General features: G+C 71.8%; 27 protein-coding genes. 25 read left to right on the forward strand and 2 right to left on the reverse strand.

The window, feature by feature from the left end; genetic code table 11:
- Positions 1 to 4 precede the first annotated feature (4 nt).
- The 7 genes from ACFYPG_RS20290 (at position 5) to ACFYPG_RS20320 (ending at position 6,330) form a co-directional block, all read left to right on the forward strand.
- A complete protein-coding gene (locus ACFYPG_RS20290; protein WP_355009240.1) occupies positions 5 to 907 on the forward strand; it encodes a sulfotransferase domain-containing protein in 903 nt (300 codons plus the stop codon).
- The gene (locus ACFYPG_RS20295) at positions 904 to 2,166 is read left to right on the forward strand and encodes a hypothetical protein (protein WP_387353361.1); all 1,263 of its coding nucleotides are present in this window, start codon (positions 904 to 906) and stop codon (positions 2,164 to 2,166) included. Before ACFYPG_RS20290 ends, ACFYPG_RS20295 begins: the two co-directional genes overlap by 4 nt.
- A gap of 214 nt (positions 2,167 to 2,380) precedes the next feature.
- A complete protein-coding gene (locus ACFYPG_RS20300) occupies positions 2,381 to 2,860 on the forward strand; it encodes a UDP-N-acetylglucosamine--LPS N-acetylglucosamine transferase (RefSeq protein WP_387353362.1) in 480 nt (159 codons plus the stop codon).
- Entirely contained in the window at positions 2,857 to 3,531 is a 675-nt protein-coding gene (locus ACFYPG_RS20305; protein WP_387353364.1) for a glycosyltransferase, read from the forward strand. Before ACFYPG_RS20300 ends, ACFYPG_RS20305 begins: the two co-directional genes overlap by 4 nt.
- Positions 3,528 to 4,451, forward strand: a complete 924-nt coding sequence (locus tag ACFYPG_RS20310) for a glycosyltransferase family 2 protein (RefSeq protein ID WP_387353366.1) — start codon at positions 3,528 to 3,530, stop codon at positions 4,449 to 4,451. Before ACFYPG_RS20305 ends, ACFYPG_RS20310 begins: the two co-directional genes overlap by 4 nt.
- 197 nt (positions 4,452 to 4,648) lie before the next feature.
- Entirely contained in the window at positions 4,649 to 5,827 is a 1,179-nt protein-coding gene (aroC, locus tag ACFYPG_RS20315) for a chorismate synthase (protein WP_355009239.1), read from the forward strand.
- Complete coding sequence (locus ACFYPG_RS20320) at positions 5,827 to 6,330, forward strand: shikimate kinase (protein ID WP_355009205.1); 504 nt, start codon at positions 5,827 to 5,829, stop codon at positions 6,328 to 6,330. The genes aroC and ACFYPG_RS20320 overlap by 1 nt, the downstream gene beginning before the upstream one ends.
- Positions 6,331 to 6,471: 141 nt before the next feature.
- Here ACFYPG_RS20320 and ACFYPG_RS20325 read toward each other — a convergent pair whose 3' ends face one another.
- Entirely contained in the window at positions 6,472 to 7,200 is a 729-nt protein-coding gene (locus tag ACFYPG_RS20325; RefSeq protein ID WP_387353369.1) for an alpha/beta fold hydrolase, read from the reverse strand.
- A gap of 79 nt (positions 7,201 to 7,279) precedes the next feature.
- On the opposite strand from ACFYPG_RS20325, the gene ACFYPG_RS20330 reads away from it, so the two are divergent.
- The 5 genes from ACFYPG_RS20330 (at position 7,280) to nusB (ending at position 10,880) form a co-directional block, all read left to right on the forward strand.
- Positions 7,280 to 8,278, forward strand: coding sequence for a helix-turn-helix transcriptional regulator (locus tag ACFYPG_RS20330; RefSeq protein ID WP_387353371.1), 999 nt, complete (start codon positions 7,280 to 7,282; stop codon positions 8,276 to 8,278).
- A 10-nt stretch (positions 8,279 to 8,288) separates the two neighbouring features.
- Positions 8,289 to 9,368 (forward strand): 3-dehydroquinate synthase, encoded by a 1,080-nt coding sequence (aroB, locus tag ACFYPG_RS20335; protein WP_387353373.1) that lies wholly within the window; start codon positions 8,289 to 8,291, stop codon positions 9,366 to 9,368.
- The gene (aroQ, locus tag ACFYPG_RS20340) at positions 9,365 to 9,790 is read left to right on the forward strand and encodes a type II 3-dehydroquinate dehydratase (protein ID WP_355009201.1); all 426 of its coding nucleotides are present in this window, start codon (positions 9,365 to 9,367) and stop codon (positions 9,788 to 9,790) included. Before aroB ends, aroQ begins: the two co-directional genes overlap by 4 nt.
- Positions 9,791 to 9,888: 98 nt before the next feature.
- Positions 9,889 to 10,446, forward strand: coding sequence for an elongation factor P (gene efp / locus ACFYPG_RS20345; protein WP_355009200.1), 558 nt, complete (start codon positions 9,889 to 9,891; stop codon positions 10,444 to 10,446).
- 23 nt (positions 10,447 to 10,469) lie between these two features.
- On the forward strand, positions 10,470 to 10,880 hold the full coding sequence (gene nusB / locus ACFYPG_RS20350) for a transcription antitermination factor NusB (RefSeq protein WP_184188983.1): 411 nt from the start codon (positions 10,470 to 10,472) through the stop codon (positions 10,878 to 10,880).
- 91 nt (positions 10,881 to 10,971) lie between these two features.
- On the opposite strand, the gene ACFYPG_RS20355 is transcribed toward nusB, so the two are convergent.
- Complete coding sequence (locus ACFYPG_RS20355; protein WP_007458348.1) at positions 10,972 to 11,460, reverse strand: transcriptional regulator; 489 nt, start codon at positions 11,458 to 11,460, stop codon at positions 10,972 to 10,974.
- Between the two features lie 288 nt (positions 11,461 to 11,748).
- On the opposite strand from ACFYPG_RS20355, the gene pyrR reads away from it, so the two are divergent.
- The 13 genes from pyrR (at position 11,749) to metK (ending at position 26,457) form a co-directional block, all read left to right on the forward strand.
- Positions 11,749 to 12,333, forward strand: a complete 585-nt coding sequence (gene pyrR, locus ACFYPG_RS20360; RefSeq protein ID WP_355009199.1) for a bifunctional pyr operon transcriptional regulator/uracil phosphoribosyltransferase PyrR — start codon at positions 11,749 to 11,751, stop codon at positions 12,331 to 12,333.
- On the forward strand, positions 12,330 to 13,256 hold the full coding sequence (locus ACFYPG_RS20365) for an aspartate carbamoyltransferase catalytic subunit (RefSeq protein WP_030335650.1): 927 nt from the start codon (positions 12,330 to 12,332) through the stop codon (positions 13,254 to 13,256). The genes pyrR and ACFYPG_RS20365 overlap by 4 nt, the downstream gene beginning before the upstream one ends.
- Positions 13,253 to 14,530: a dihydroorotase gene (locus tag ACFYPG_RS20370; RefSeq protein ID WP_355009198.1), complete on the forward strand. Its 1,278-nt coding sequence runs from the start codon at positions 13,253 to 13,255 to the stop codon at positions 14,528 to 14,530. The genes ACFYPG_RS20365 and ACFYPG_RS20370 overlap by 4 nt, the downstream gene beginning before the upstream one ends.
- The gene (gene carA / locus ACFYPG_RS20375; RefSeq protein ID WP_387353375.1) at positions 14,530 to 15,729 is read left to right on the forward strand and encodes a glutamine-hydrolyzing carbamoyl-phosphate synthase small subunit; all 1,200 of its coding nucleotides are present in this window, start codon (positions 14,530 to 14,532) and stop codon (positions 15,727 to 15,729) included. The genes ACFYPG_RS20370 and carA overlap by 1 nt, the downstream gene beginning before the upstream one ends.
- Entirely contained in the window at positions 15,722 to 19,069 is a 3,348-nt protein-coding gene (carB, locus tag ACFYPG_RS20380; RefSeq protein WP_355009196.1) for a carbamoyl-phosphate synthase large subunit, read from the forward strand. Before carA ends, carB begins: the two co-directional genes overlap by 8 nt.
- Positions 19,066 to 20,112 carry a quinone-dependent dihydroorotate dehydrogenase gene (locus ACFYPG_RS20385; protein WP_355009195.1) on the forward strand — a complete coding sequence of 349 codons (1,047 nt, stop codon included), beginning with the start codon at positions 19,066 to 19,068 and terminating at the stop codon, positions 20,110 to 20,112. The genes carB and ACFYPG_RS20385 overlap by 4 nt, the downstream gene beginning before the upstream one ends.
- Positions 20,113 to 20,385: 273 nt before the next feature.
- Positions 20,386 to 21,660, forward strand: coding sequence for an adenosylmethionine--8-amino-7-oxononanoate transaminase (locus ACFYPG_RS20390; protein ID WP_355009194.1), 1,275 nt, complete (start codon positions 20,386 to 20,388; stop codon positions 21,658 to 21,660).
- Between the two features lie 73 nt (positions 21,661 to 21,733).
- On the forward strand, positions 21,734 to 22,570 hold the full coding sequence (pyrF, locus tag ACFYPG_RS20395; protein ID WP_355009193.1) for an orotidine-5'-phosphate decarboxylase: 837 nt from the start codon (positions 21,734 to 21,736) through the stop codon (positions 22,568 to 22,570).
- Between the two features lie 178 nt (positions 22,571 to 22,748).
- Entirely contained in the window at positions 22,749 to 23,066 is a 318-nt protein-coding gene (gene mihF / locus ACFYPG_RS20400) for an integration host factor, actinobacterial type (protein WP_030335662.1), read from the forward strand.
- Positions 23,067 to 23,091: 25 nt separating this feature from the next.
- Positions 23,092 to 23,625: a guanylate kinase gene (locus ACFYPG_RS20405; protein WP_355009192.1), complete on the forward strand. Its 534-nt coding sequence runs from the start codon at positions 23,092 to 23,094 to the stop codon at positions 23,623 to 23,625.
- Between the two features lie 64 nt (positions 23,626 to 23,689).
- Positions 23,690 to 23,953: a DNA-directed RNA polymerase subunit omega gene (gene rpoZ / locus ACFYPG_RS20410; protein ID WP_030335666.1), complete on the forward strand. Its 264-nt coding sequence runs from the start codon at positions 23,690 to 23,692 to the stop codon at positions 23,951 to 23,953.
- A 14-nt stretch (positions 23,954 to 23,967) separates the two neighbouring features.
- Positions 23,968 to 25,176 carry a bifunctional phosphopantothenoylcysteine decarboxylase/phosphopantothenate--cysteine ligase CoaBC gene (gene coaBC / locus ACFYPG_RS20415; protein WP_387353376.1) on the forward strand — a complete coding sequence of 403 codons (1,209 nt, stop codon included), beginning with the start codon at positions 23,968 to 23,970 and terminating at the stop codon, positions 25,174 to 25,176.
- Positions 25,177 to 25,263: 87 nt separating this feature from the next.
- The gene (gene metK / locus ACFYPG_RS20420; RefSeq protein ID WP_091401916.1) at positions 25,264 to 26,457 is read left to right on the forward strand and encodes a methionine adenosyltransferase; all 1,194 of its coding nucleotides are present in this window, start codon (positions 25,264 to 25,266) and stop codon (positions 26,455 to 26,457) included.
- The last annotated feature ends 59 nt before the right edge of the window (positions 26,458 to 26,516 follow it).

A 26,516-nucleotide genomic window follows, 5' to 3' on the forward strand; every position in this document is an offset into this window, starting at 1 on the left:
CGTCGTGGTGTCCATCCGTGACCGGGTCAAGCAGTTGGTTCCGACCCAGGTGACCACCCGGGTGAGGGAGTCGCTCGTCGACTACGGCGTTCGCACCAGCGACCGCCGGCCGCTGCCGGACTTCCTGATCATCGGGACCAAACGGGGTGGCACCACCTCCCTGTGGAACTACCTCATCCAGCACCCGTTGGTGCCCCGGCTCTTTCCCGCGTGGAACACCAAGTCGGCGCACTACTTCGAGGAGCACTGGGGTCGCGGCGAAGCCTGGTACCGCTCGCATTTCCCGACCGAGCGGCAGCGCGAGGCCCTGGCCAAGCGGCACGGCGGGCCGGTCCGGGTCGGTGAGGCCGCCCCGCTGTACATGTTCCACCCGCTCGCCGCGGAGCGGGTCTCCGCGCTGATGCCGTCGGTGAAGCTCATCGTGCTGCTGCGGGACCCGGTGGAGCGGGCGTACTCGCACTGGAAGGAACGCCGCACCCACGGCATCGAACCACTGGACTTCGCCGCCGCCCTCGCCGCCGAGCCGGAACGCACGGCGGGAGAGCGGGAGCGGTTGATCGCCGAGCCGGAGTCGTTCAGCGAGCCGTACGACTGGTACACGTACCGGGCCCGGGGGCGTTACCTGGAGCACCTGGAGCCGTGGCTGGAGCGCTTCGACTCCGGGCAGATCCTCTTCCTGCCCAGCGAGGACCTGTACCGCGACTCGCGGGCGACCTACCGACGGACCCTGGACTTCCTCGGTCTGCCGGCGTACGACCTGCCCAACTTCAAGGTCTACAACGATCGGCGCTCGGCACCGTTGGAGCCGAGCGTGCGCGCCGAGCTGACCGACTACTACCGGCCGTACAACGACGCGTTGCGGCAACGGCTCGGGCTGGACCTCGACTGGGCGGACCGGGCGGCGTGACGACAGGGGTGGGCCCGGCCACCGACCCGCGTTCGCGGGTGGACGGCCTGGGTTGGGTGAGCCGCGCGGTCTTCCCGGACGACCGGGTCGGCCTGACCATGGCCGGTGCCCCGCCGGCCGGTCACCAGGCGGTGGCCCGGTACGCGGTGGTGCCGTCGGTCGCCCGGGCCCGGTTCCTGGTGCCGTTGGGCGCGCCCCGGGCCGGGGCGGCGTCCCTGTTGGCGTACAACGCCCTGCGGCCACCGAAGGTGCGCGCGCTGCGGGCGGTGCTCGGCGGGCTGGCCCGGTTCGGTCGGGCGGGGCTCGCTCTCTTTCCCACCTTGACCGTCTCGGTGCCGGCCGGGGTGCCGGCCGCGGAGCTGTTGCTGAGCGAGCGGCTCTCCGCCGACCTGGGTGACACCCCGCTGCTGGCCGCGTTCGGGGTCCGCCCACCCGACCCGAACGGCAAGCCCACCCTGCAACTCTTCAGTGCCGACGGGAGTCCGCGCGGCTACGCGAAGATCGGCTGGAACGACGCGACCCGCGCGCTGGTCAGCGCGGAGGCGGCGGCGCTGCGGGCGTTGCGCGAGGTGGTCGGCGTCGCCGATCATCCGACGCCGCCGCGACTGCTCACCGAGACGTCGTGGGCGGGTCAGGTGGTCGCGGTGATCGAGCCGCTGCCCCCGGCGGTACGCGGGGTGCCGGTGGACGACCCGCCCCGGATCGCGGCGCTGCTCGCGGTCGCCCGGCGGGGCGGCCCGGAGGGCACACCTCGACCGCTGGTCGACTCGACCTTCCTGCGTCGGCTGGCCGATCAGGCCGGCCGGGCCGCCGCGACCGAGCCGGCCGGTGCGCGGGCGGTCGCCGCGGTCTCGGCGCTGGCCCGCCGGCATGGCGACACCAGCGTCGAGTTCGGTCACTGGCATGGTGACTGGGTGCCGTGGAACCTGGGCTGGCACGCCGGCCGGTTGGTCGCCTGGGACTGGGAGCACAGCGGGCCGGACGTGCCGGTCGGCTTCGACCTGGCGCACGACGCGTTCCAGCGGGCCCTCGTGCTGCGCGGGGAGCCGGCCGCCGCCGCCGCCTCGGCGGTGGACGGACACCTGAGCCGGCACGGCGAGCGACTCGGCCTCGACGCCGCGCAGCGCCGGCTCGTCGCCGACGCGTACCTGGTGGAGATGTGGTTGCGGACGTGGCGGCTGGCCGACGCGGGCGCGGGCTGGAACGCCGCCCTGCATCCCGCACTCTTGGACGTCATCGAGAAAAGACATAGCGGCTGATCTGGAGGAATCGCGGCGACGACGGTGCGTCGCAGAGTGACGACATAATCGCAGGTGGTGATGACGATCGATGGACCTCGGACGTTCGGTGCACCGCACCGCCCGCTGTGGAGATCGTCGCCTCGGCCGGTCGCGCTATTCAACGACCGGGGATCGTGTGATCTGCTTCTGCCTGGCGTGAACTGAAATTCCAAGCGAACTTGTGGGGAGTCGCGTGGACACGAACAACGACGACAGTGGGGCACCGGTGCTGCTGCTGGTCGGCTCCAGCGGTGGCCATCTGGCCCAACTACTGGCCCTGCGGCCCTGGTACGAACAGTGGCGGCGCTGCTGGGTCACCTTCGACACCCCGGAGGCGGTGTCGCTGCTGGACGGCGAGGACCTGGTGCCGGCGCACCACCCGACCACCCGCAACGTGCCGAACCTGCTGCGCAACGCGCTGCTGGCCTGGCGGGTGCTGCGGGCGCGGCGGGTCGCCGCCGTGGTCACCACAGGCGCCGGGGTGGCGGTGCCGTTCGTGGTGCTGGCCCGGCTGCGGCGCATCCCGACCGTTTACATCGAGGTGTACGACCGGATCGACACCCCGACGTTGACCGCTCGGCTCTGCCGGCCGTTCCTGTCCGCGATGCTCGTGCAGTGGGACGAGCAGCGCCGGCAGTACCCCGAGGCGACAGTCGTCGGGACGCTGCTGTGACCGGGGAGACGGGCACCGCCCGGCGTCCGCAACCCCGACCGGGCACCGAGGCGGCCCGCCTGCCGCGCCAGCGCGACAGCTCGGCGGTCGCCCAGCTCCGACTGCTGGTAGCGGTGGGCACCGACAAGCACCCCTTCGACCGGCTCGTCGACTGGGTGGCGCAGTGGCACGCGCAGACTGCCGGCCCGATCGGGCTGACCATGCAGCACGGGCACACGACCGCGCCCCAGCTCAGCGGCGCGGTGCCGTTCCTCGGCCACGACGCGTTGCAACAGGCGATGATCGACGCGGATCTGGTGGTCTGCCACGGTGGCCCGGCGACCATCCTGGAGGCCCGCCGGCACGGCCACCTGCCCATCGTGGTGCCCCGCGACCCGGCTCGCGGTGAGCACGTCGACAACCACCAGCTCCTCTTCGCCCGCCGGCTCGGCGCCGCCGGGCTGGTGGCGCTCTGCGAGACCCGGGAGGCCCTGCACGACGCGTTGGCCGCCGGGCTGGCCGACCCGTCCCGGTACGCGGTGGCCGCCGATCCGGAGGCACACGAGGCACGACGGGCGGCGGTGGCCCGGGTCGGGCAGATCGTCGACGACCTGGTGGCCCGTTCGACCCCGCGCCCACCCCGGTGGCGGGCCTGGTCCCGGCCGCGCCCGGGTACGGAGGAGATTCGATGACCCAGCAGCCGACCGTCAGCGTCGTGGTGCCCACCCGGGACCGCCCCGAGCTGCTGCGGGCCGCGGTGCGCGCGATCCTGGCACAGGAGCACCCGGCCCTGATCGAGGTCGTCGTGGTGTTCGACCAGTCCGTGCCGGACGAGTCGCTGACCGAGCTGGGGAGCGGCCCGGCCCGCGTGGTGCGGGTGATCCGCAACGCCCGTACCCCCGGGTTGGCCGGTGCGCGCAACAGCGGGACCCTCGCCGCCGAGGGTGAGCTTGTCGCGTTCTGTGACGACGACGACGAGTGGCTGCCCGGCAAACTGGCCGCCCAGGTCGACGCGCTGGCCGACGACCCGGCCGCCGAGTTCGTCTGCTGCGGCATCCGGGTCAACTACGACGGGCACACCGTCGACCGGGTGCTCGACAAGGACCGGATCACCCTGGACGACCTGCTCCGCGATCGGATGACGGAGCTGCACCCGTCGACCTTCCTGATCCGCGCCACCGCCTTGCGCGACGGGTTCGGGTTGGTCGACGAGGAGATCCCGGGCAGCTACGCGGAGGACTACGAGTTCCTGCTGCGGGCCGCGCGCAGCGCGCCTCTGATCAACCTGCGGACGCCGTCGGTGCTGGTCCGCTGGCACAAGCGCTCGTACTTCGCGCAGCGGTGGGACACCATCTCCGAGGCGTTGCAGTGGTTGCTCCAGCGCTACCCGGAGTTCGCCAGTCAACCGGCCGGCGAGGCCCGTGTCGCCGGGCAGATCGCGTTCGCCCAGGCCGCCTCCGGCGACCGCCGGGGCGCGCTGCGCTGGGCCCGGCGCACCCTGCGGAGCAACCCCCGCGAGCCGCGCGCCTACCTGGCTCTCGCCGTCGCGGGTCGGGTGGTCCGGGCCGACGCGGTGCTGCGCACCCTGCACAAGCGCGGTCGGGGGATCTGAGCCACCGTCGCGTCGCGCGTCGCAGTGCGTCGCAGTGGCGGGTGCAGAGCAAAGGCCGTCCGGTGGTTGCGTCGCGGGTTGTCGCGGCGGCGGGTGCAGAGCACAGGATGTCCTGTTCAGCGGGCGGCGGCGTCCGCTGGGCGGGACGCCCCGGGGAGCGCGCCGCGTCGGTGGCCCGCCGTGACAGACTGACCGCTGTGTTGCGCTGGCTGACTGCAGGTGAATCGCACGGTCCCGCCCTCGTCGCGATGTTGGAGGGGGTGCCGGCCGGCATCGAGGTGACCACCACCGAGATCGCCGACGAGCTGGCCCGTCGACGGCTGGGCTACGGGCGGGGTGCCCGGATGTCGTTCGAGCGGGACGAGGTCGAGCTGCTCGGCGGCCTGCGGCACGGCGTGACCCTGGGCAGCCCGGTGGCGATCAGGGTCGGCAACTCCGAGTGGCCGAAGTGGCAGACAGTGATGGCCGCCGACCCGGTCGACCCCGACGAGCTGGCCCGGCAGGCCCGCAACGCCCCGCTGACCCGCCCCCGGCCGGGCCACGCCGACCTGGCCGGCATGCAGAAGTACGGCCACACCGATGCCCGGCCGATCCTGGAGCGCGCCAGCGCACGGGAGACCGCCGCCCGGGTGGCTGTCGGCACGGTGGCCAAGGCGCTGATCCGGCAGGCGCTCGGCATCGAGATCGTCTCGCACGTCGTCGAGCTGGGGCCGGTGGCCGCGAAGCCCGGGCTGCGCCCCACCCCGTCCGACGCCGCGCGGATCGACGCCGACCCGCTGCGCTGCCTCGACCCGGAGGCCAGCGCCCTGATGGTCGCCGAGGTCGATGCCGCGAAGAAGGCCGCCGACACCCTCGGCGGCGTGGTCGAGGTGCTGGCGTACGGGGTGCCGCCGGGGCTGGGCAGCCACGTGCAGTGGGACCGCAAGCTCGACGCCCGGCTGGCCACCGCGCTGATGTCCATTCAGGCGATCAAGGGTGTGGAGATCGGCGACGGCTGGCAGCAGGCCCGGTCCCGTGGCTCGGAGGCGCACGACGAGATCATCCCGTCGGCCACCGGTGTCCGCCGGGTCACCGACCGGGCCGGCGGGCTGGAGGGTGGCATCACCACCGGCGAGCCGCTGCGGGTCCGCGCCGCGATGAAGCCGATCTCCTCGCTGAACCGTGCCCTCTCCACCGTGGACGTCGCCACCGGCGAGCCGGCCACCGCGATCAACCAGCGCTCCGACGTCTGCGCGGTGCCCGCCGCGGCGGTGGTCGCCGAGGCGATGGTGGCGCTGGTGCTGGCCGAGGCGGCCACCGAGAAGTTCGGCGGAGACTCGATAGCCGAGATCCGCCGCAACCTGGCCGGGTACCTCGACGCGCTGGTCATCCGCTGATGGCACCGGTCGTCGTGCTGGTCGGTGCCCCCGGCTGTGGCAAGACCACTGTCGGCCGGGCGCTCGCCGCCACCCTTGGCGTGGAGTTCCGCGACACCGACACCGACATCGAGCAGATGGCCGGGAAGCCGATCCCGGAGATCTTCATCGACGAGGGCGAGGCGCACTTCCGTACCTTGGAACGGGCCGCCGTGGCCGCGGCGCTGGCCGGCGGCACCGGCGTGCTCGCCCTCGGCGGCGGCGCGGTGCTGGCCGAGGAGACCCGGGCGGCCCTGATCGGGCACCGGGTGGTGCACCTCTCGGTCGAGTTGCCCGACGCGGTCAAGCGGGTCGGGCTCGGCGCCGGCCGGCCGCTGCTGGCGATCAACCCCCGGGCCACCCTCAAGCATTTGCTGGACCAGCGCCGGCCGCTCTACGCCGAGGTCGCCACCGAGACAGTGGTCACCGACGGCCGAGCCCCGGCGCAGGTCGTCGCGGACGTCGCCGCCCTGCTCCCGCGCTGACGTCAGGCCCCGCGCCCCCGCGCCCCCTGTTGCGCCGATCTTGCACTTCCTGCTCTGACTTGAAGGGCATTCAGCGCATTTCGGCAACCGAAAGTGCAAGATCGGCGCAGGAGGGGCGGGGCGGGGGCGCTGACGGCGGGGTCAGGCTTGGGCTATCAGGTCCAGGACGTCGGACAGGGCCTTCGGCTCGCTGAGCATCGGCCAGTGCCCGGTGGGCAATTCGTGCAGTTGGCCGTCGGCCAGGCCGGTGAAGAACGGATGCTCCTGTTGGATCATCTGCCGCACCACACTGAGCGGGAAGGTGCTGGCGACCAGCGCGGTCGGAACGGGGTGCCCGCCGGTGCGTCGGACCGGGTCGGTGGCGGCGCGCAGCGGCTGCGGGGTGGCCCGGGTACGCAGCAGCGCGAGCGTCGGCTCGTCCAGGCCGGCCAGGTTCGTCGGGTCGGCGGCCGGGTCCCAGGCCGGCGGCGGCAGCAGGTGCCCGGTGCCGATCGCTTCGCGTAGCCGCTGCTGCTCCTCCGGCGGCACCGTGTCGAACTGTGCCGTGCCGTCCGGCAACGGCCCACTCTCCACGTAGACGACCCGGGCGATCCGGCCCGGGATGCGGTCCACCGCCTGGGCGACCGGCATCCCACCGCCGGAGTGCCCGACCAGCAGTACGTCGCGCAGGTCCTCGACTTCGATGAGTCGGACGATGTCGGTGGTGTGCGTGTCCAGGCCGACCTCCGGCCCGGCGAGGTGGTCGCGTTCGGCCACCCCGGTCAGCGTCATCGGATAGACCTCGTGCCCCTGCGACCGCAGCGCGGCGGTCACGTCCCGCCACGCCCAGGCACCCAACCAGAATCCCGGCACCAGCACGAATGTCGCCATCTGTGGCTCCTTCTCTCGGTTACCGACAGACCGTACGATCTATTCCGGACAGGATCCGCCCGGTTTGGAGGAGTGGCCCGTGTCACATCCCGCAGCGCGGGTGCTGGCCCTGCTCGAACTGCTGCAGACCCGGCACCGGTCGACGGCCGCCGAACTCGCCGGCCACCTCGGGGTGGACGAGCGGACGGTGCGCCGGTACGCGACCACGCTCGTCGAGCTGGGCATTCCCGTCACCGCCGACCGGGGCCGCCACGGCGGCTACCGGCTGCACCCCGGTTACAAGCTGCCGCCGCTGATGCTCACCGACGACGAGGCGGTGGCCGTGCTGCTCGGCCTCGTCGTCGCCGAACGGGTCGGGCTGGCCACCGAGCAGCCGGCCACCGCCACCGCGCTGGCGAAGATCCGTCGGGTGCTGCCGGCTGCGCTCGCCGACCGGCTCGCCGCCGTCCAGGAGCACCTGGGCTTCACCCTGCGCCGCCCGGAGGCGGAGCGCGGGCCGGCGTCCGGCACCCTGCTCGCGCTGGCCTCGGCCGCCCGGCACCGGCAGCGGGTGGCGCTGGACTACCGCTCCTGGCGGGGCGAGCGGTCGCAGCGCGAACTCGACCCGTACGGGCTCGTCTTCCACGCCGGCCGTTGGTATGTCACCGGCCACGACCACCGACGCGGGGAGATTCGGACCTTCCGCCTGGACCGGATCGGCGCGGTGACGCCCGGCGCGGCGACGTTCACGGTGCCCGACGGCTTCGAGGCGGTGGCCTGGGTGACCCGGTCGCTGGCCGGCGTGCCGTACCGGCACGAGGTGGAGGTCGTGCTGGAGACCGACCTGGTCGCCGCCCGCCGCCGCATCCCGCCCAGCGTGGCCGAGCTGACCGCCACCACCGACGGGGTGCTGCTGCGGGCCCGAGCGGAGAGCCTGCCCGGGATGGCGGCGCTGCTCGCCGGGCTGAGCTGTCCGTTCACCGTGCGGCACCCGGACGCGCTGCGCGCCGCGGTGGCCGAGCACGCCCGCCGGTTGGCGGACTGGGCCGCTCGGCCAGCAGGTGGACAGCCGCCCTCCCCGCGCCGCCCGCTGGACTAGGCTGCCGGCGATGGACGAGGTGACCCGAATTCCGGTCGGCGGCGAGCGGCCGTACGACGTCTTGGTGGGACGTGACCTGCTGGGTGCGCTGCCTGGCCTGCTGCCCGGCGCGACCCGGGTGGCGGTGTTGCACGCGCCTCCGCTCAAGGCCCTCGCGGACGCGCTCGGCGAACGCCTGCGCACCGCCGGCGTCGAGCCACTGCCGATCGAGGTGCCCGACGCCGAGTCGGGGAAGCACGTCGAGGTGGCCGCCGCCTGTTGGGACCGGCTCGGAGCGGCGGGCTTCACCCGTACCGACGCGGTGGTCGGGGTGGGCGGCGGTGCGGTGACCGACCTGGCCGGCTTCGTCGCGGCCTGCTGGTTGCGGGGTGTGCGCTGGGTGCCGGTGGCGACCTCGCTGCTGGGCATGGTGGATGCCGCGGTGGGCGGCAAGACGGGCATCAACACGGCCGCCGGCAAGAACCTGGTGGGCGCGTTCCACCCGCCGGTCGGGGTGTTGGCGGACCTGGCCACTCTGGACAGCCTGCCCGCTGTCGACCTGGCGGCCGGGTTGGCCGAGGTCGTCAAGTGCGGTTTCATCGCCGACCCGACGATCCTGGATCTCATCGAGAACGACCCGGAGGCCGCCACCGACCCCCGTGGTCCGGTGAGCCGGGAGCTGATCGAGCGGGCCATCCGGGTCAAGGCCGACGTGGTCGCCGGCGACCTGCGCGAGTCGGGCCTGCGGGAGGTGCTCAACTACGGTCACACCCTGGCCCACGCCATCGAGCAGAACGAGGGTTACCGCTGGCGGCACGGCCACGCCGTCGCTGTCGGTCTGGTGTACGCGGCCACGCTGGCGCGGCTCGCCGGGCGGTTGGACGCGCCGACCGCCGACCGACACCGGGTCACGCTGAGCGCGCTGGGCCTGCCGGTGAGCTACCCGGCCGATGCCTGGCCGAAGCTGCTACCCACGATGCGGGTGGACAAGAAGGCCCGGGGCGCTCGGCTGCGCTTCGTGGTGCTCGACGGGCTGGCCCGCCCGGCGATGTTGGAGGGCCCCGACGACGCGTTGCTGGAGGCTGCCTACCGGGAGGTGGCAACCCCTTGAAGGTCTACGTTCTGAACGGCCCGAACCTGGGTCGGCTGGGCACCCGCGAGCCGGACGTGTACGGCGCGACCAGCTATGCGGACCTGGTGGCGCTCTGCGAGAGCACGGGTCGGGAGCTGGGGCTGGCGGTGACGGTCCGCCAGACCGACGCGGAGCACGAGCTGCTCGGCTGGCTGCACACCGCGGCCGACGAGGGAGCCGCGGTGGTGCTCAACCCGGCCGCCTGGTCGCACTACTCGTACGCGGTGCGGGACGCCTGCGCCATGCTGCGCGGGCCGCTGGTGGAGGTGCACATCTCCAACATCCACACCCGTGAGGAGTTCCGGCACCACTCGGTGATCTCGGCGGTGGCGACCGGGGTGATCTGCGGTCTCGGTATCGACGGATATCGTCTCGCTCTGCACCATCTGGCCACCCGCTGAGGGCCCACCGACTGGGTGCTCCGAACGGGGGGCCGTCCGATTCGACGCAGCTTGTAGACTTGCCAGGTCTGTCCGCCAATTGATGATCAAGGCAGGAAATGGCCTCCACCAACGACCTCAAAAACGGCCTGGTACTCAACCTTGACGGCGAGCTCTGGGCCGTCGTCGAGTTCCAGCACGTCAAGCCCGGTAAGGGTGGTGCCTTCGTGCGCACCACGCTGAAGAACGTGCTGTCCGGGAAGGTGGTCGACAAGACCTTCAACGCGGGCACCAAGGTCGAAACCGCGACCGTTGACAAGCGCACGATGCAGTACCTGTACGCCGACGGTGAGGACTTCGTCTTCATGGATCTGGAGACCTTCGACCAGATCACCGTGCCCGGTGGCACCGTCGGTGAGGCAGCCAACTACCTGCTGCCCGAGGCGGAGGCGACCATCGCCCAGCACGAGGGTGTGCCGCTCTACATCGAGCTGCCCACCAGCGTCGTGCTGGAGGTCACCTACACCGAGCCGGGCCTGCAGGGCGACCGTTCGACCGGCGGCACCAAGCCGGCGACCGTGGAGACTGGCGCCACCGTGCCGGTTCCGCTGTTCATCACCACCGGCGAGAAGATCAAGGTCGACACCCGCGACGGCCGTTACCTCGGCCGCGCCTGATGGCTGAGGGTTCCAAGCAGCAGATGCCGGCGCGCCGCAAGGCGCGCAAGCGGGCGCTGGATGTCCTTTACGAGGCCGACCTGCGGGACAAGCCTCCGGTGGAGGTGCTCGCCGGCTACGTGCAGCGGATCGAGCAGCCCCGGCCGGAGCACCTCGGCTACGCGGTGGGTCTGGTCGAGGGGGTTGCCGAGCACCTCAACCGGATCGACGAGCTGATTGCCAGCTACGCCGAGGGTTGGACGCTGGAGCGGATGCCGGTCGTCGACCGTAATCTGGCCCGGATCGCCGTCTACGAGTTGCTCTACGTCGACGAGATCGACGACGCGGTGGCGATCAGCGAGGCCGTCGAGCTGGCTCGGCAGATGTCGACGGACGATTCGCCGCGCTTCCTCAACGGGGTGCTCGGCCGGATCGCCGAGTACGCCACCCGCTGAGCGTCCGCACCGGACACAGCTAATCCGAAAGGGCCCGTGCCAGCTGGCACGGGCCCTTTCGGTGAAGCGGCAGATCAGGTGAAGCGGCAGATCAGGAGGCGAAGAACGCCCGGGGGTCGGCCACCAGCACGCCGTGCTCGGTGAGCCGCTCGATCAGGCCCGACGGTGAGGCGTCGTAGACGATCGCGAGCGCCCGCAGGTCGTCGGCGCGGATGGAGAGCACCCGGCCGTTGTAGTCGCCGCGCTGCTGCTGGATGGCGCGGGCGTAGCGGGCGACGTAGGCCAGGTCCTCGGAGGCCTCGTCGTAGAGCCGCTCCAGGTCCAGGACGATCTTGCTGGTGGGCTCGTGACGGACGCCACTGCCGTCAGGCAGCAGCTCCGAGACGGGTACGCGGTAGAACTCGGCCAACTCGGCCAGGCGGGACACCGTCACGGCCCGGTCGCCACGCTCGTAAGAGCCGACCACCACGGCCTTCCACCGCCCGTTCGACTTCTCCTCCACACCCTGCAGGGAGAGACCCTGCTGCTGGCGGATGGAGCGCAGGCGGGCGCCCAGAGACTTGGCGTATTCAGAGGGCATTCGGACACTCCCAGTGCTGCTCGGGGTTCTCCCGTCGATCGCTACGGAGCGTGACGGTACGGGGAATGCGACACGTGGTCAAGTGGTCGTGCCCCTACCGTTGCGGAGCGTCCGGGGAGTTTTCCCCTTTTCCGGTACCTGACCCGGTGGTCAGTGGCCGCCGGCCATCACCCCGGTGACCACTGGTAACGTGGCGGAAGCCCCGGTCCAGGTCCGCTGTGCGGTCCGGCCGGAGGTGCCCGACATCCTTTAACGACCCGTCCCGTGAGGCGGGGAAGGAGGTCCGCCGTGGCGTACCCACCGGCTGCCCGCTCGTCACCACCGCAACAACCCTCGGTGAAGGTGATCCTCGCCAGCGCCGACGTGCAACGCGTGGTCGACCGCATCGCCCACCAGATCCTGGAGAAGACCCAGGGCGCCGCCAACACGGTGCTGCTGGGGATTCCCACCCGGGGTACCCCCCTCGCCCGGCGGCTCGCCGACCGGATCAGCACCTTCGAGGATGTCGCCGTCGGAGTCGGTGTGCTCGACATCACCCTGTACCGCGACGACCTCCGTCGGCACGCCACCCGCGCGGTGGGTCCGACTGAGCTGCCCCCCGGCGGGATCGACGGCAAACGGGTCATCCTGGTCGACGACGTGCTCTTCTCCGGCCGCACCGTCCGGGCCGCGCTCGACGCGCTCAACGACGTGGGCCGCCCGGCCTCGGTCCAGCTCGCCGTCCTGGTCGACCGGGGCCACCGGGAGTTGCCGATCCGCGCCGACTACGTCGGCAAGAACATCCCGACCTCACTCGCCGAGAGCGTCAAGGTGACGCTCGCCGAGATCGACGGGACGGACGAGGTCAAGCTGTACGGGGGAACTGCCTCATGATCAAGCATCTGCTCTCCGGCGGGGACCTGGACGCCGACACCGCCACCGAGATCCTGGACACCGCCGCCGAGATGGCCACCGTCGCCGGCCGGGAGATCAAGAAACTTCCCGCGCTGCGCGGACGGACCGTGGTGAACCTCTTCTACGAGGACTCCACCCGTACCCGGATCTCCTTCGAGGCGGCGGCGAAGCGGCTCAGCGCCGACGTGATCAACTTTTCCGCGAAGGGGTCCAGCGTCACCAAGGGTGAGAGCCTGAAGGACACCGCGTTGACCCTGCAGGCCATGGGCGCGGACGCCGTCGTCGTCCGACACCCCGCCTCCGGCGCGCCGCACCGCCTGGCCAACTGGGTGGACGGGTCGGTCGTCAACGCCGGCGACGGCACCCACGAGCACCCCACCCAGGCGCTGCTGGACGCGTACACCATGCGGGCCCGGCTGGGCCGGCTCGCCGGTCTGTCGGTCGCGGTGGTCGGGGACGTGCTGCACTCCCGGGTGGCCCGCTCCAACGTGCTGCTGCTCTCCACCCTCGGCGCCAAGGTCACCCTGGTCGGCCCGCCGACCCTCATCCCGGTCGACATCGCGGGCGCACTCGCGCCCGGCACCGACGTCTCCTACGACCTCGACTCCGTCCTGCCGAACGTGGACGTGGTGATGATGCTGCGCGTGCAGCGGGAGCGGATGAACGACTCCTACTTCCCCTCCGCGCGCGAGTACGCCCGCCGCTACGGTCTGGACGGGCCCCGGATGCGCCGGCTGCCCGAGCACGCGATCGTCATGCACCCCGGCCCGATGAACCGGGGGATGGAGATCACCCCCGAGGTCGCCGACTCACCCCGCTCCACCATCGTCGAACAGGTCACCAACGGGGTCTCCGTGCGGATGGCTGTCCTTTACCTGCTGCTCGGAGGGAACAACCGGTGACCGCGTACCTGATCACCAGCGTGAGTGTCGTCGGCGCCGCGCCGACCGACCTGCTGATCCGCGACGGCGTGATCGCCGAGGTCGGCCCCGGCCTGACCGCGCCGGACGCCACAGTCGTCGACGGCACCGGCCTGGTCGCCCTGCCCGGCCTCGTCGACCTGCACACCCACCTGCGCGAGCCCGGCCGGGAGGACGCCGAGACCGTCGAGTCCGGTTCCCGGGCGGCCGCGCTGGGCGGCTACACGGCGGTCTGCGCGATGGCCAACACCTCCCCGGTGGCGGACACCGCCGGCGTGGTCGAGCAGGTCTGGCGGCTCGGCCGCGAGGCCGGTCTGGTCGACGTGCAGCCGATTGGCGCGGTCACCGTCGGGCTGGCCGGCGAGCGACTGGCCGAGCTGGGCGCGATGGCCGACTCGGCGGCCCGGGTGCGGATCTTCTCCGACGACGGGCACTGCGTCGCCGACCCGAAGTTGATGCGCCGAGCACTGGAGTACGTCAAGGCGTTCGACGGGATCATCGCCCAGCACGCCGAGGAGCCCCGGCTCACCGAGGGCGCCCAGATGCACGAGGGTGAGGTCTCCACCCGGCTCGGCCTGATCGGCTGGCCGGCGGTCGCCGAGGAGGCGATCATCGCCCGGGACGTGCTGCTCGCCGAGCACGTGGGCAGCCGACTGCACGTCTGCCACGTCTCCACCGCCGGCAGCGTCGAGGTGCTGCGCCAGGCGAAGGCCCGCGGGGTACGCGTGACCGCCGAGGTGACCCCGCACCACCTGCTGCTCACCGACGAACGGGCGGAAAGCTACGACCCGGTCTACAAGGTGAACCCGCCGCTGCGCACCGCCGCGGACATCGCCGCGCTGCGCGCCGCCCTCGCCGACGGGGTGGTCGACGTGATCGCCACCGACCACGCGCCGCACGCGGTGGAGGACAAGGAGTGCGAGTGGGCGTACGCCCGACCGGGGATGCTCGGTCTGGAGACGGCCCTCTCCATCGCGCTGGACGTGCTCGGCCCCGAGTGGGACCTGATCGCCGAGCGGATGTCGCGCACCCCCGCACGGATCGCCGGCCTCACCGGGCACGGCGTCGACCCCGCGCCGGGTGTGCCGGCCAACCTGACCCTGATCGACCCGGCCGCCCACCGCACCATCGATCCGGCGGAGCTGGCCAGTCGCAGTCGCAACACCCCGTACGCCCGCATGACGCTGCCAGGTCGCATCGTGGCGACCTTCCTGCGTGGCGAGCCGACGGTCCTGGACGGAAAGGCTGTCAAGTAATGGTCAAGCGCAGACCCGCAATCCTGGTGCTCGAGGACGGGCGTACGTTCCCCGGCGAGGCGTACGGCAGTGTCGGAGAGACCTTCGGCGAGGCGGTCTTCAACACCGGCATGACCGGTTACCAGGAGACCCTCACCGACCCGTCGTACCACCGTCAGGTGGTGGTGCAGACCGCGCCGCACATCGGCAACACCGGCGTCAACGGCGAGGACGACGAGTCCGGTCGGATCTGGGTGGCCGGCTACGTCGTGCGCGACCCGGCCCGGATCGGCTCGAACTGGCGGGCCACCGGTGGTCTCGAGGACCGTCTCGCCACCGAGGGTGTGGTGGGCATCAGTGGCGTGGACACCCGGGCGCTGACCCGGCACCTGCGCGAGCGGGGCGCCATGCGGGTGGGCATCTCCAGCATCGACAACGATCCGCAGAGCCTGCTGGCCCGGGTCCGTCAGGCGCCGCAGATGGTCGGCGCGGACCTGTCCGCCGAGGTGAGCACCGCCGAGCCGTACGTCGTCGAGGCCCTGGGCGAGCACCGGTTCACAGTGGCCGCGCTGGACCTGGGCATCAAGCGCAACGTGCCGCGTCGGCTGGCCACCCGGGGGGTGACCACCCACGTGCTGCCGGCGTCGTCGAGCATCGACCAGATGCTCGCCACCGGCGCCGACGCGATCTTCCTGTCGCCCGGTCCGGGCGACCCGGCCACCGCCGACGCCGCGGTGGAGCTGGCCCGGGAGGCGCTGCGGCGCGAGGTGCCGCTGTTCGGCATCTGCTTCGGCAGCCAGATCCTCGGTCGGGCGCTCGGCTTCGGCACCTACAAGCTGGGCTACGGCCACCGGGGGATCAACCAGCCGGTGCTCGACCGGGTCACCGGCAAGGTCGAGGTGACCAGCCACAACCACGGCTTCGCGGTCGACGTGTCGGGCCGCGAACAGCGGCTCGGCGCCGTCCAGGTGCCGGGTGCCGGCGACGGCGCTGTCGTACCCGACCAGGTGATCGACACCGACTTCGGCGGCGTACGGGTGTCGCACGTCTGCCTCAATGACAACGTGGTCGAGGGGCTGCGGGCCGTGGACCTGCCCGCGTTCACCGTCCAGTACCACCCGGAGGCGGCGGCCGGTCCGCACGACGCGGACTACCTCTTCGACCGTTTCGCCGAACTCATCGAGGGCCGGACCCACAGCAAGGGGCGCAGCAATGCCTAAGCGGACCGATCTCCAGCACATCCTCGTGATCGGCTCCGGGCCGATCGTCATCGGGCAGGCCTGCGAGTTCGACTACTCGGGCACCCAGGCGTGCCGGGTGCTGCGCAGCGAGGGGATCCGGGTCAGCCTGGTCAACTCCAACCCGGCGACGATCATGACGGACCCGGAGTTCGCCGACGCCACGTACGTCGAGCCGATCACCCCGGAGTTCGTCGAACTGGTCATCGCGAAGGAGCGCCCGGATGCGATCCTCGCGACCCTCGGCGGGCAGACCGCGCTGAACACGGCCGTCGCCCTGCACGAGGCCGGCGTCCTGGAGAAGTACGGCGTGGAGCTGATCGGCGCGAACATCGACGCCATCAACCGGGGCGAGGACCGGCAGCTGTTCAAGGAGATCGTCGCGAAGGCCGGCGTACGGCTGGGCATCGACGACCCGACCGCCCTGGTGCCCCGCTCGCGGGTATGCCACTCGATGGACGAGGTCGAGGCGACCGTCGCCGAGCTGGGCCTGCCGGTGGTGATCCGGCCGTCGTTCACCATGGGCGGCCTGGGTTCCGGCATGGCGCACACCCCGGAGGACCTGGCCCGCATCGCCGGCGACGGCCTGTCCGCCAGCCCGGTGCACGAGGTGCTCATCGAGGAGAGCGTGCTCGGCTGGAAGGAGTACGAGCTCGAGCTGATGCGCGACCGGCACGACAACGTGGTGGTGGTCTGCTCGATCGAGAACATCGACCCGATGGGCGTGCACACCGGCGACAGCGTCACGGTGGCCCCGGCCATGACGCTCACCGACCGGGAGTACCAGCACCTGCGTGACCTGGGCATCGCCGTGCTGCGCGAGGTCGGGGTGGACACCGGCGGCTGCAACATCCAGTTCGCGGTCAACCCGGTCGACGGCCGGATCGTCGTCATCGAGATGAACCCCCGGGTGTCGCGGTCCTCGGCGCTGGCCTCCAAGGCGACCGGTTTCCCGATCGCGAAGATCGCCGCGAAGCTGGCCATCGGCTACACCCTCGACGAGATCCCCAACGACATCACCCTGAAGACCCCGGCGGCGTTCGAGCCGACCCTGGACTACGTGGTGGTGAAGATCCCCCGGTTCGCGTTCGAGAAGTTCCCCGGCGCGGACCCGGAGCTGACCACCACGATGAAGTCGGTGGGCGAGGCGATGAGCCTTGGACGCAACTTCACCGAGGCGCTGAACAAGGCGATGCGCTCGATGGAGACCAAGTCGGCCGGTTTCTGGAGTGTGCCGGACCCTGCCGGCGTCACCCTGGCCGACACCCTCGCGGCGCTGCGGATCCCCCACGACGGCCGGCTGTACACAGTGGAGCGGGCGCTGCGGCTCGGGGCGTCGATCGCCGAGGTGGCCGAGGCGTCCGGCGGGATCGACCCGTGGTTCCTGGACCAGATCGCCGCGTTGATCGAGCTGCGCGCCGAGATCGTCGACGCGCCGGTGCTCGACGCCGACCTGCTGCGTCGTGCCAAGCGGGCCGGTCTGTCCGACCGGCAGCTCGCCGCGCTGCGCCCGGAGCTGGCCGCCGAGGACGGCGTGCGGACCCTGCGCCACCGCCTGGACGTGCGCCCGGTCTACAAGACCGTGGACACCTGCGCGGCCGAGTTCGAGGCGACCACGCCGTACCACTACTCGACGTACGACCTGGAGACCGAGGTCGTGCCGTCGGACCGGCCGAAGGTGCTGATCCTGGGCTCCGGCCCGAACCGGATCGGGCAGGGCATCGAGTTCGACTACTCCTGCGTGCACGCCGTCCAGGCGCTGCGGTCGGCCGGTTACGAGACGGTCATGGTCAACTGCAACCCGGAGACGGTCTCCACCGACTACGACACCGCCGACCGGCTCTACTTCGAGCCGTTGACCTTCGAGGACGTCCTGGAGGTCTGGCACGCCGAGGACTCGTCCGGCCGGGCGGCCGGCGGGCCGGGCGTGGTCGGGGTGGTCGTCCAGCTCGGCGGGCAGACCCCGCTGGGGCTGGCGCAGCGGCTCAAGAACGCCGGTGTGCCGATCGTGGGCACCTCCCCGGAGTCGATCCACCTGGCCGAGGAGCGCGGCGCGTTCGGCGCGGTGCTGGCCCGCGCCGGCCTGCGCGCGCCGGCGCACGGCATGGCCACCTCGTACGACGAGGCCAAGACGATCGCCGACGAGATCGGCTACCCGGTGCTGGTCCGGCCGTCGTACGTGCTGGGCGGGCGGGGCATGGAGATCGTCTACGACGACCCGACGCTGCGCGACTACATCGGCCGGGCCACTGACATCTCCCCGGACCACCCGGTGCTGGTGGACAGGTTCCTCGACGACGCCATCGAGATCGACGTGGACGCGCTGTGCGACGCCGACGGCGAGGTCTACATCGGCGGCGTGATGGAGCACATCGAGGAGGCGGGCATCCACTCCGGCGACTCGTCCTGCGCGCTCCCGCCGATCACCCTCGCGGGCTCGCACCTGGTCGAGGTCCGCCGCTACACCGAGGCCATCGCGCGTGGCGTCGGGGTCCGTGGCCTGCTCAACGTGCAGTACGCCCTCAAGGACGACGTGCTGTACGTGCTGGAGGCCAACCCGCGCGCGTCGCGGACCGTCCCGTTCGTCTCCAAGGCCACGGCGGTGCCGCTGGCCAAGGCGGCGGCTCGCATCGCGCTCGGTGCGAGCATCGCCGACCTGCGCGCCGAGGGCCTGCTGCCGGCGACGGGGGACGGGGGCACGATGCCGGCCGACGCGCCGGTCGCGGTCAAGGAGGCGGTGCTGCCGTTCAAGCGTTTCCGGACCCGCGCGGGCAAGGGGATCGACTCGCTGCTCGGGCCGGAGATGAAGTCGACCGGCGAGGTGATGGGCATCGACACCAACTTCGGGCACGCCTTCGCCAAGAGCCAGTCGGCCGCGTACGGGTCGCTGCCGACCGCTGGGAAGATCTTCGTCTCGGTGGCCAACCGGGACAAGCGCGGCATGATCTTCCCGATCAAGCGGCTGGCCGATCTGGGCTTCGAGATCGTCGCCACCGCCGGCACGGCCGAGGTGCTGCGCCGGCACGGCATCGCCTGTGAGCAGATCCGGAAGCACTACCAGGCCGGTGCGGGCGACGACGCGGTGTCGCTGATCGGCGGCGGTCACGTGGCGCTGGTGATCAACACGCCGCAGGGCTCGGGCGCCAGCGCCCGTTCCGACGGCTACGAGATCCGCAGCGCGGCCGTCACGGCGGACATCCCGTGCATCACCACGGTTCCCGGAGCCGCCGCGGCGGTGATGGGCATCGAGGCGCGGATCCGCGGCGACATGCAGGTCCGCCCCCTGCAGGACCTGCACGCCACTCTGCGGGCCGCCCAGTGACACTGTTCGAGCAGGTCGTACGACCTGGGTTGTTCCGGATCGGCGGCGGCGACGCCGAGGCTGCGCACGAGTGGACGCTGCGGCGGTTGGCGGCGCTGTCGCGGCGGCCGGCCGCGCTCGCCGCGCTGCGGGCCCGCTACGCGGTCGACGCGCCGCGCACCGTGTTCGGGGTGCGGTTCCCCAACCCGGTCGGGTTGGCCGCCGGGATGGACAAGGACGGCGCGGCGCTGCCGGCCTGGCCGGCGCTCGGCTTCGGTTTCGTGGAGGTCGGCACGGTCACCGCGCACGCCCAACCGGGCAACCCCCGGCCGCGGCTGTTCCGGCTGCCGGCCAGCGAGGCGGTGGTCAACCGGATGGGCTTCAACAACGCCGGGGCCGCCGCGTTGGCCGTCCGGTTGGCGGCGCTGCCGCGCCCGCTCGGGGTGCCGCTGGGCATCTCGCTGGGCAAGTCCAAGGTGACAGCGCTGGACGAGGCGGTCGAGGACTACCTCGCCTCGTACCGGGCGCTGCGCGGGCACGGCGACTACTTCGCGGTGAACGTGTCCTCACCGAACACCCCGGGTCTGCGGTCGTTGCAGGACCGTGCCCACCTGGACGCGCTGCTCGGCGCGTTGGTGGGGGAGAAGCCGGTGCTGGTCAAGATCGCGCCAGACCTGACCGAGGCGGCGATCGCCGAGCTGTTGGAGGTCTGCCTGGCCCGGGGCGCCGCCGGGGTGATCGCCACCAACACCACGCTGTCCCGGGACGGGCTGGCCGACGTCGACGTCGAGCGTGGCGGGCAGGCCGGCGGCCTCTCGGGTCGGCCGCTCACCGGGCGGGCCCGTGACGTGGTCGCCTTCGTCCACTCCGAGACCGGCGGCCGGCTGCCGATCGTCGGCGTCGGGGGTGTGCTGGACCCGGACGACGCGGCGCGGATGTTCGATGCGGGCGCCGACCTGGTGCAGCTCTACACCGGTTTCATCTACCGCGGACCGGCCCTGGTCCGCGCCGTCGCCCGCGCGGCGGCCGCAACGGCGGCACCGGAAGCGGTCGCCGGCCGGTGACCGCCCCCGGTGCGGTGCTGGCCCGGCGCAACCGGGTGCCGGGCCCGCTCCGCATCGACGACACCACGCCCGTTGTTGCCCCTTTGCTCTGCACCCGTGGGTGCACCACTCGGCGCGCGACAGGCGGCCGCCACCGGATGGCGCATCCGCGGGTGCAGAGCAAAGGCGGCGGAAATGGAAGCGGCGGCCACGGCGGGGGAGGCGGCGGCGGAGAGTTCGACCCGGCCGCAGGACGTCCGCCGTCCGGACCGCTTGAGGCGCAGAGGAGTACGCGTGACACCCGAGGAGATCCTGGCCGCTGACCGGGCGCACGTCTGGCACCCGTACGCCGCGCTGCCGCCGGCCAACCCGCCCTACGTGGTGCGCGGCGCCGAGGGGGTACGGCTCACCCTGGCCGACGGGCGGGAGTTGGTGGACGGGATGTCGTCCTGGTGGGCGGCGATCCACGGGTACCGGCACCCGGTGCTCGACGCGGCGGTGACCGACCAGCTCGGCCGGATGAGCCACGTGATGTTCGGCGGGCTCACCCACGAGCCGGCGGTGCGCCTGGCCCGAACCCTGGTCGAGCTGACCCCGGACGGCCTGGAGCACGTGTTCCTGGCCGACTCCGGCTCGGTCAGCGTCGAGGTGGCGGTGAAGATGTGCCTGCAGTACCAGCGGGCCGTCGGGCGGCCCCAGCGGCGCCGGCTGGCGACCTGGCGGGGTGGCTACCACGGCGACACCTTCCATCCGATGAGCGTCTGCGACCCGGAGGGCGGGATGCACCACCTGTGGGGCGACGTGCTGCCCCGGCAGGTGTTCGCCCCGGTGCCGCCGGGCGGTTTCACCGATCCGCCGGACGACGGGTACGTGGCGGCGCTGGTGGAGACGGTCGAGCGGCATGCCGACGAGTTGGCCGCCGTGATCGTCGAGCCCGTCGTCCAGGGCGCCGGCGGGATGCGCTTCCACCACCCGGGTTACCTGCGGGTGCTGCGCGAGGTGACCCGCGCGCACGGAATTCTGCTGATCTTCGACGAGATCGCCACCGGGTTCGGCCGTACCGGCGAGATGTTCGCCGCCGGGCACGCCGGGGTGACGCCGGACGTGCTCTGTGTGGGCAAGGCGCTGACCGGCGGCTACCTCACGCTCGCGGCCACCCTGTGCACCGCGGAGGTCGCCCGGGGCATCTCGACGAGCGGTGTGCTGGCGCACGGGCCCACGTTCATGGGCAACCCGTTGGCCTGCGCGGTGGCGAACGCCTCCATCGGGCTGCTGCGGGCCGGAGACTGGGCCGGGCAGGTCGCCAGGGTCGGTGCCGGCCTGCGCGCCGGTCTGGAGCCTCTGCGCGGCACGCCGGGCGTGGCCGACGTACGGGTCCTCGGCGCGATCGGCGTGGTCCAGCTCGATCACGAGGTCGACCTCGGCGCGGCGACGGCTGCCGCGGTCGCCCAGGGGGTGTGGTTGCGCCCGTTCCGCGACCTGATCTACACGATGCCGCCGTACGTCACCGACGATGCCGACGTGGCCCGGATCGCTACCGGGGTGGCGGCGGCGGTGGCGGCTGGCTGAGTCGGCCCGGCCACCGGGTCGACGGGTTACCCGGGCGGGTCAGCCGCCCGGACGAGAAGAGGGGAACACTCCGATGGAGAGCTTCGGTACCCGGCTGCACCGGGCGATCACCGAGCGGGGCCCACTCTGTGTGGGCATCGACCCGCATCCGGGTCTGCTGGCTCAGTGGGGCCTCCCGGACGACGTCGAGGGGCTCGACCGGTTCAGCCGAACCGTGGTGGAAGCCCTCGGTGACCGGGTTGCGGTAGTCAAGCCTCAGTCGGCCTTTTTCGAGCGGTTCGGGTCCCGAGGTGTGGCGATTCTTGAGTCAACTATCCGACAGTTACGGGATGCCGGCTCGCTCGTTCTGCTCGACGTCAAGCGCGGCGACATCGGCTCGACGGTGAGCGCGTACGCCGCCGCGTACCTTGATCCATCCAGCCCCATGTATGTCGACGCGGTCACCGCGAGCCCCTACCTCGGGGTCGGTTCGCTGGCGCCGATGTTCGAACTGGCTGCCGAGCACGGCGGCGGCGTGTTCGTGCTGGCCCTCACCTCCAACCCCGAGGGTGCCGCCGTGCAGCGGGCCGTCACGGCCGACGGCCGCACCGTGGCGCAAACCGTGATCGACGAGATTTCCCAGCTCAACAGGGGTGCGTCCCCACTCGGGAGCTTCGGTCTGGTGGTCGGCGCGACCATTGGCGACACCGGTCACGACCTCTCCGGTGTGGGCGGCCCACTGCTCGCTCCGGGGCTCGGCGCGCAGGGTGCCGGTGCGGCCGATCTGCGGACCGTCTTCGGTTCGAGCCTCGCCTCGGTGCTCCCGTCGTACTCCCGGGAAGTGCTCTCGGCAGGCCCTGATGTGGTTGCGCTGCGGGTCGCCGCGGACCGCGTTCTGGTCGACTGCCGGGCCGTTCTGCCTGCCCGGTGACTGACTGACGGGTCGGTCACTCTACGGTGATCATGCGGCCCCCACGTTGCCGAAAGCTCCGTTGGCCGCTAGTTTTCCCCGCGCTGGGAACCATGGACCCCTTGGTTCACAGCGACACCACGTTTCACAGATGCGGCGGTGCGCCCCGCCCGCCGCGATAGGGACCTGAGGAGAACTGGTGCCGCTCCCGTCACTGACCCCCGAACAACGCGCTGCCGCGCTCGAGAAGGCCGCGGAGATCCGCAAGGCCCGTGCTCAGCTGAAGGAGCAGCTCAAGCAGGGCAAGACCACCCTCGGTGCTGTCCTCGAGCGGGCCGAGAGCGACGACGTCGTTGGCAAGCTCAAGGTGTCGGCCGTCCTGCAGGCCATGCCGGGCATCGGCAAGATCCGGGCTACCCAGATCATGGAGAAGCTCAAGATCGCCGACAGCCGTCGCCTGCGTGGCCTCGGCGAGCAGCAGCGCAAGGCACTGCTTGGAGAGTTCGCCGCCAACTGAACCTGGCAGCGTGTAGAAACAAGCAGTGAGCACGGATGACGAGGCGCGCCCGGCGGCTCGGCTCACTGTCCTGGCTGGACCTTCGGGTTCCGGCAGGGAGAGTGTCGTCGAGCTCGTCCGGGCGCGTTCTCCGTCCGTGTGGATCCCGGTCGCGGCAACCACCAGGCCGCGCCGGGAGTCGGAGATCGATGGGGTGGACCGCGTCTTCCTCGCACCCGCCGAGTTCGATCGACGGATCGTCGACGGCGAGCTGCTGGAGTGGTCCCGGATCGGTTCGCACCGCCGGGGCACCCCGTACCCACCGCTGCGCGCCCGGCTCGACGCCGGGCAGCCGGTGCTGCTCCCGCTCGACCTGCGCGGCGTCCCGCTGGTCCGGGCGCGCCTGCCCGATGCCCGGCTGGTGTTGCTGAGCCCACCCGGGTACGCGCCCGACGCCACGGTGGCCGCCACCGTCGCGTACGCGCTGACCCACGACCACACCGAACGGGTGGTTGAGGAGCTGGTAGGCTTACTCGGTTCTTCTTATCCGGATCCGGCCTGGTCACGCGTGCGTGGCTGACGGTCGGCCGCCGTTGAGACTCAGCACCGCGTCCGCGCGGCTCGAAAGACGCAGAGGTTAATTCGTGGGATCCATCGCCAACCCCGAAGGCATCACCAACCCGCCGATCGACGAGCTCCTCGAGAAGACGACGTCGAAGTACGCGCTGGTCATCTTCGCCGCCAAGCGCGCGCGCCAGGTCAACGCCTACTACAGCCAGCTCGGTGAGGGTCTGCTGGAGTACGTCGGCCCGCTCGTCGAGACCACCCCGCAGGAGAAGCCCCTCTCCATCGCCATGCGCGAGATCAACTCGGGCCTGCTCACCGCCGAGCCGACCGACCAGCCGTAAGCCCCCGCTGGCCGATGTCCGCCTCGATCGTCCTCGGGGTCGGTGGCGGCATCGCCGCCTACAAGGCGTGCGAGCTGCTGCGACTCTTCACCGAATCGGGTCACCGGGTTCGGGTGGTGCCAACCGCGTCGGCGCTCCGCTTCGTTGGAGCGCCGACCTGGGCCGCGCTCTCCGGTCAACCGGTCGCCGACGACGTCTGGACCGACGTCCACGAGGTGCCCCACGTCCGGCTCGGTAAGCAGGCCGACCTGGTGGTGGTCGCGCCGACCACCACCGACCTGCTCGCCAAGGCCGCCCACGGCCTCGCCGACGACCTGCTGACCAACACTCTGCTGACCGCCCGCTGCCCGGTCCTGCTGGCCCCGGCCATGCACACCGAGATGTGGGAGCACCCCGCCACAGTGGCCAACGTGGCCACGTTGCGCTCCCGTGGGGTCCGGGTCATCGAGCCCGCCGTCGGCCGGCTCACCGGCGCCGACACCGGCAAGGGCCGGCTGCCCGACCCGGCGGAGATCTTCGCCGTCGCGGGTCGGCTGCTGGCCCGTGGCGACTCCGCCCCCGCCGACCTGGCCGGTCGCCGGGTGGTGGTCACCGCCGGTGGCACCCGCGAGCCTCTCGACCCGGTGCGTTTCCTGGGCAACCGTTCGTCGGGCAAGCAGGGGTACGCGTTCGCCCGCGCGGCTGTCGCCCGGGGTGCCCGGGTCACCGTGATCTCGGCCAACGTCGGCCTCGCCGACCCGGCCGGGGTCGACCTGATCCGGGTGGGCACCACCGCCGAGTTGCGGGAGGCGACAGTCAAGGCCGCCGTCGAGGCCGACGCGGTGGTGATGGCGGCGGCGCCGGCCGATTTCCGGCCCGCGACGTACGCGACTGGCAAAATCAAGAAGTCGGACGACGGTGTCGCACCCACCATCGAGCTCGTCACGAACCCGGACATCGCGGCGGAGCTCGGCCAGCGCAAACGGCCAGGGCAGGTGCTGGTGGTGTTCGCCGCCGAAACCGGCGATGCCGAGGCCAACGGTAGGGCGAAACTCGCCCGGAAGCGGGCCGACCTGATCGTGGTCAACGAGGTCGGTCCGGACCTGGTCTTCGGCGCCGACACCAACACGGTGACGGTCATCGGCGCGGACGGCTCGGTCAGCCGGCTGCCCGAGCAGGCCAAGGAAGCTGTGGCCGACGCCGTCTGGGATCTCGTCGTAGCGCGGCTGCCTGGCGGCTCCTGACGGGTGGAACAGAGCACAACCGAACCCGACACGGACCGCAGTGGTGATTAAACTTCCGCGGAACGACTTCATACGCTTAGGAGTGCCGTGACACGCCGTCTCTTCACGTCCGAATCGGTCACGGAAGGCCACCCGGACAAGATCGCTGACCAGATCAGCGATGGCATCCTCGATGCGCTGCTGACCGAGGACCCCCACAGCCGCGTGGCAGTGGAAACCATGATCACCACCGGTCAGGTGCACATCGCCGGTGAGGTGACCACCAAGGCTTACGCCGACATCCCGACGATCGTCCGCCGGACCATCCTCGACATCGGCTACGACTCGTCGAAGAAGGGCTTCGACGGCGCCTCCTGCGGGGTCAGCGTCTCCATCGGTGCGCAGTCCGAGGACATCGCGCAGGGTGTGGACAACGCCTTCGAGTTGCGCACCGGGGCGTCGGAGAGCGCGCTGGACGCGCAGGGCGCTGGCGACCAGGGCATGATGTTCGGCTTCGCCTGCTCGGAGACGCCCGAGCTGATGCCGCTGCCGATCGCGCTCGCGCACCGGCTGGCCCGCCGCCTCTCGGCGGTGCGCAAGGACGGCACGATCCCGTACCTGCGGCCGGACGGCAAGACCCAGGTCACCATCGAGTACGAGGGGCTGCGTCCGGTCCGGTTGAACACCGTCGTGGTGTCCAGCCAGCACGCCGCCGACATCTCGCTGGACTCGCTGCTCACCCCGGACGTGCGCGACCACGTGATCGCCCCGGAGCTGGAGAGCCTCGGCCTGGACACCGACGGCTACCGGCTGCTGGTCAACCCGACCGGCCGCTTCGAGATCGGCGGCCCGATGGGCGACGCCGGGCTGACCGGTCGCAAGATCATCGTCGACACCTACGGCGGGTACGCCCGCCACGGTGGCGGCGCGTTCTCCGGCAAGGACCCGTCCAAGGTGGACCGCTCGGCCGCGTACGCGATGCGCTGGGTGGCCAAGAACGTGGTCGCCGCCGGTCTGGCCGAGCGGTGCGAGGCGCAGGTTGCCTACGCCATCGGCAAGGCGCACCCGGTGAGCCTGTTCATCGAGACGTTCGGCACCGAGACCGTGCCCGTGTCCTCGATCGAGAAGGCCGTCACCGAGGTGTTCGACCTGCGTCCGGCCGCGATCATCCGGGACCTCAACCTGCTCCGCCCGATCTACCAGCAGACCGCCGCGTACGGCCACTTCGGCCGGGAGCTGCCGGACCTGACCTGGGAGAGCACCGACCGGGCCGCCGACCTCAAGTCGGCCGCGGGAGCCTGACCGCCACCAAGCGCAGCGACCGGCGACCCGCGGACGGGTCGCCGGTCGCGCGCGTCTGC

The organism is Micromonospora sp. NPDC005553, assembly GCF_042871765.1.
In the GTDB taxonomy this organism is placed as follows: Bacteria; Actinomycetota; Actinomycetes; order Mycobacteriales; family Micromonosporaceae; genus Micromonospora.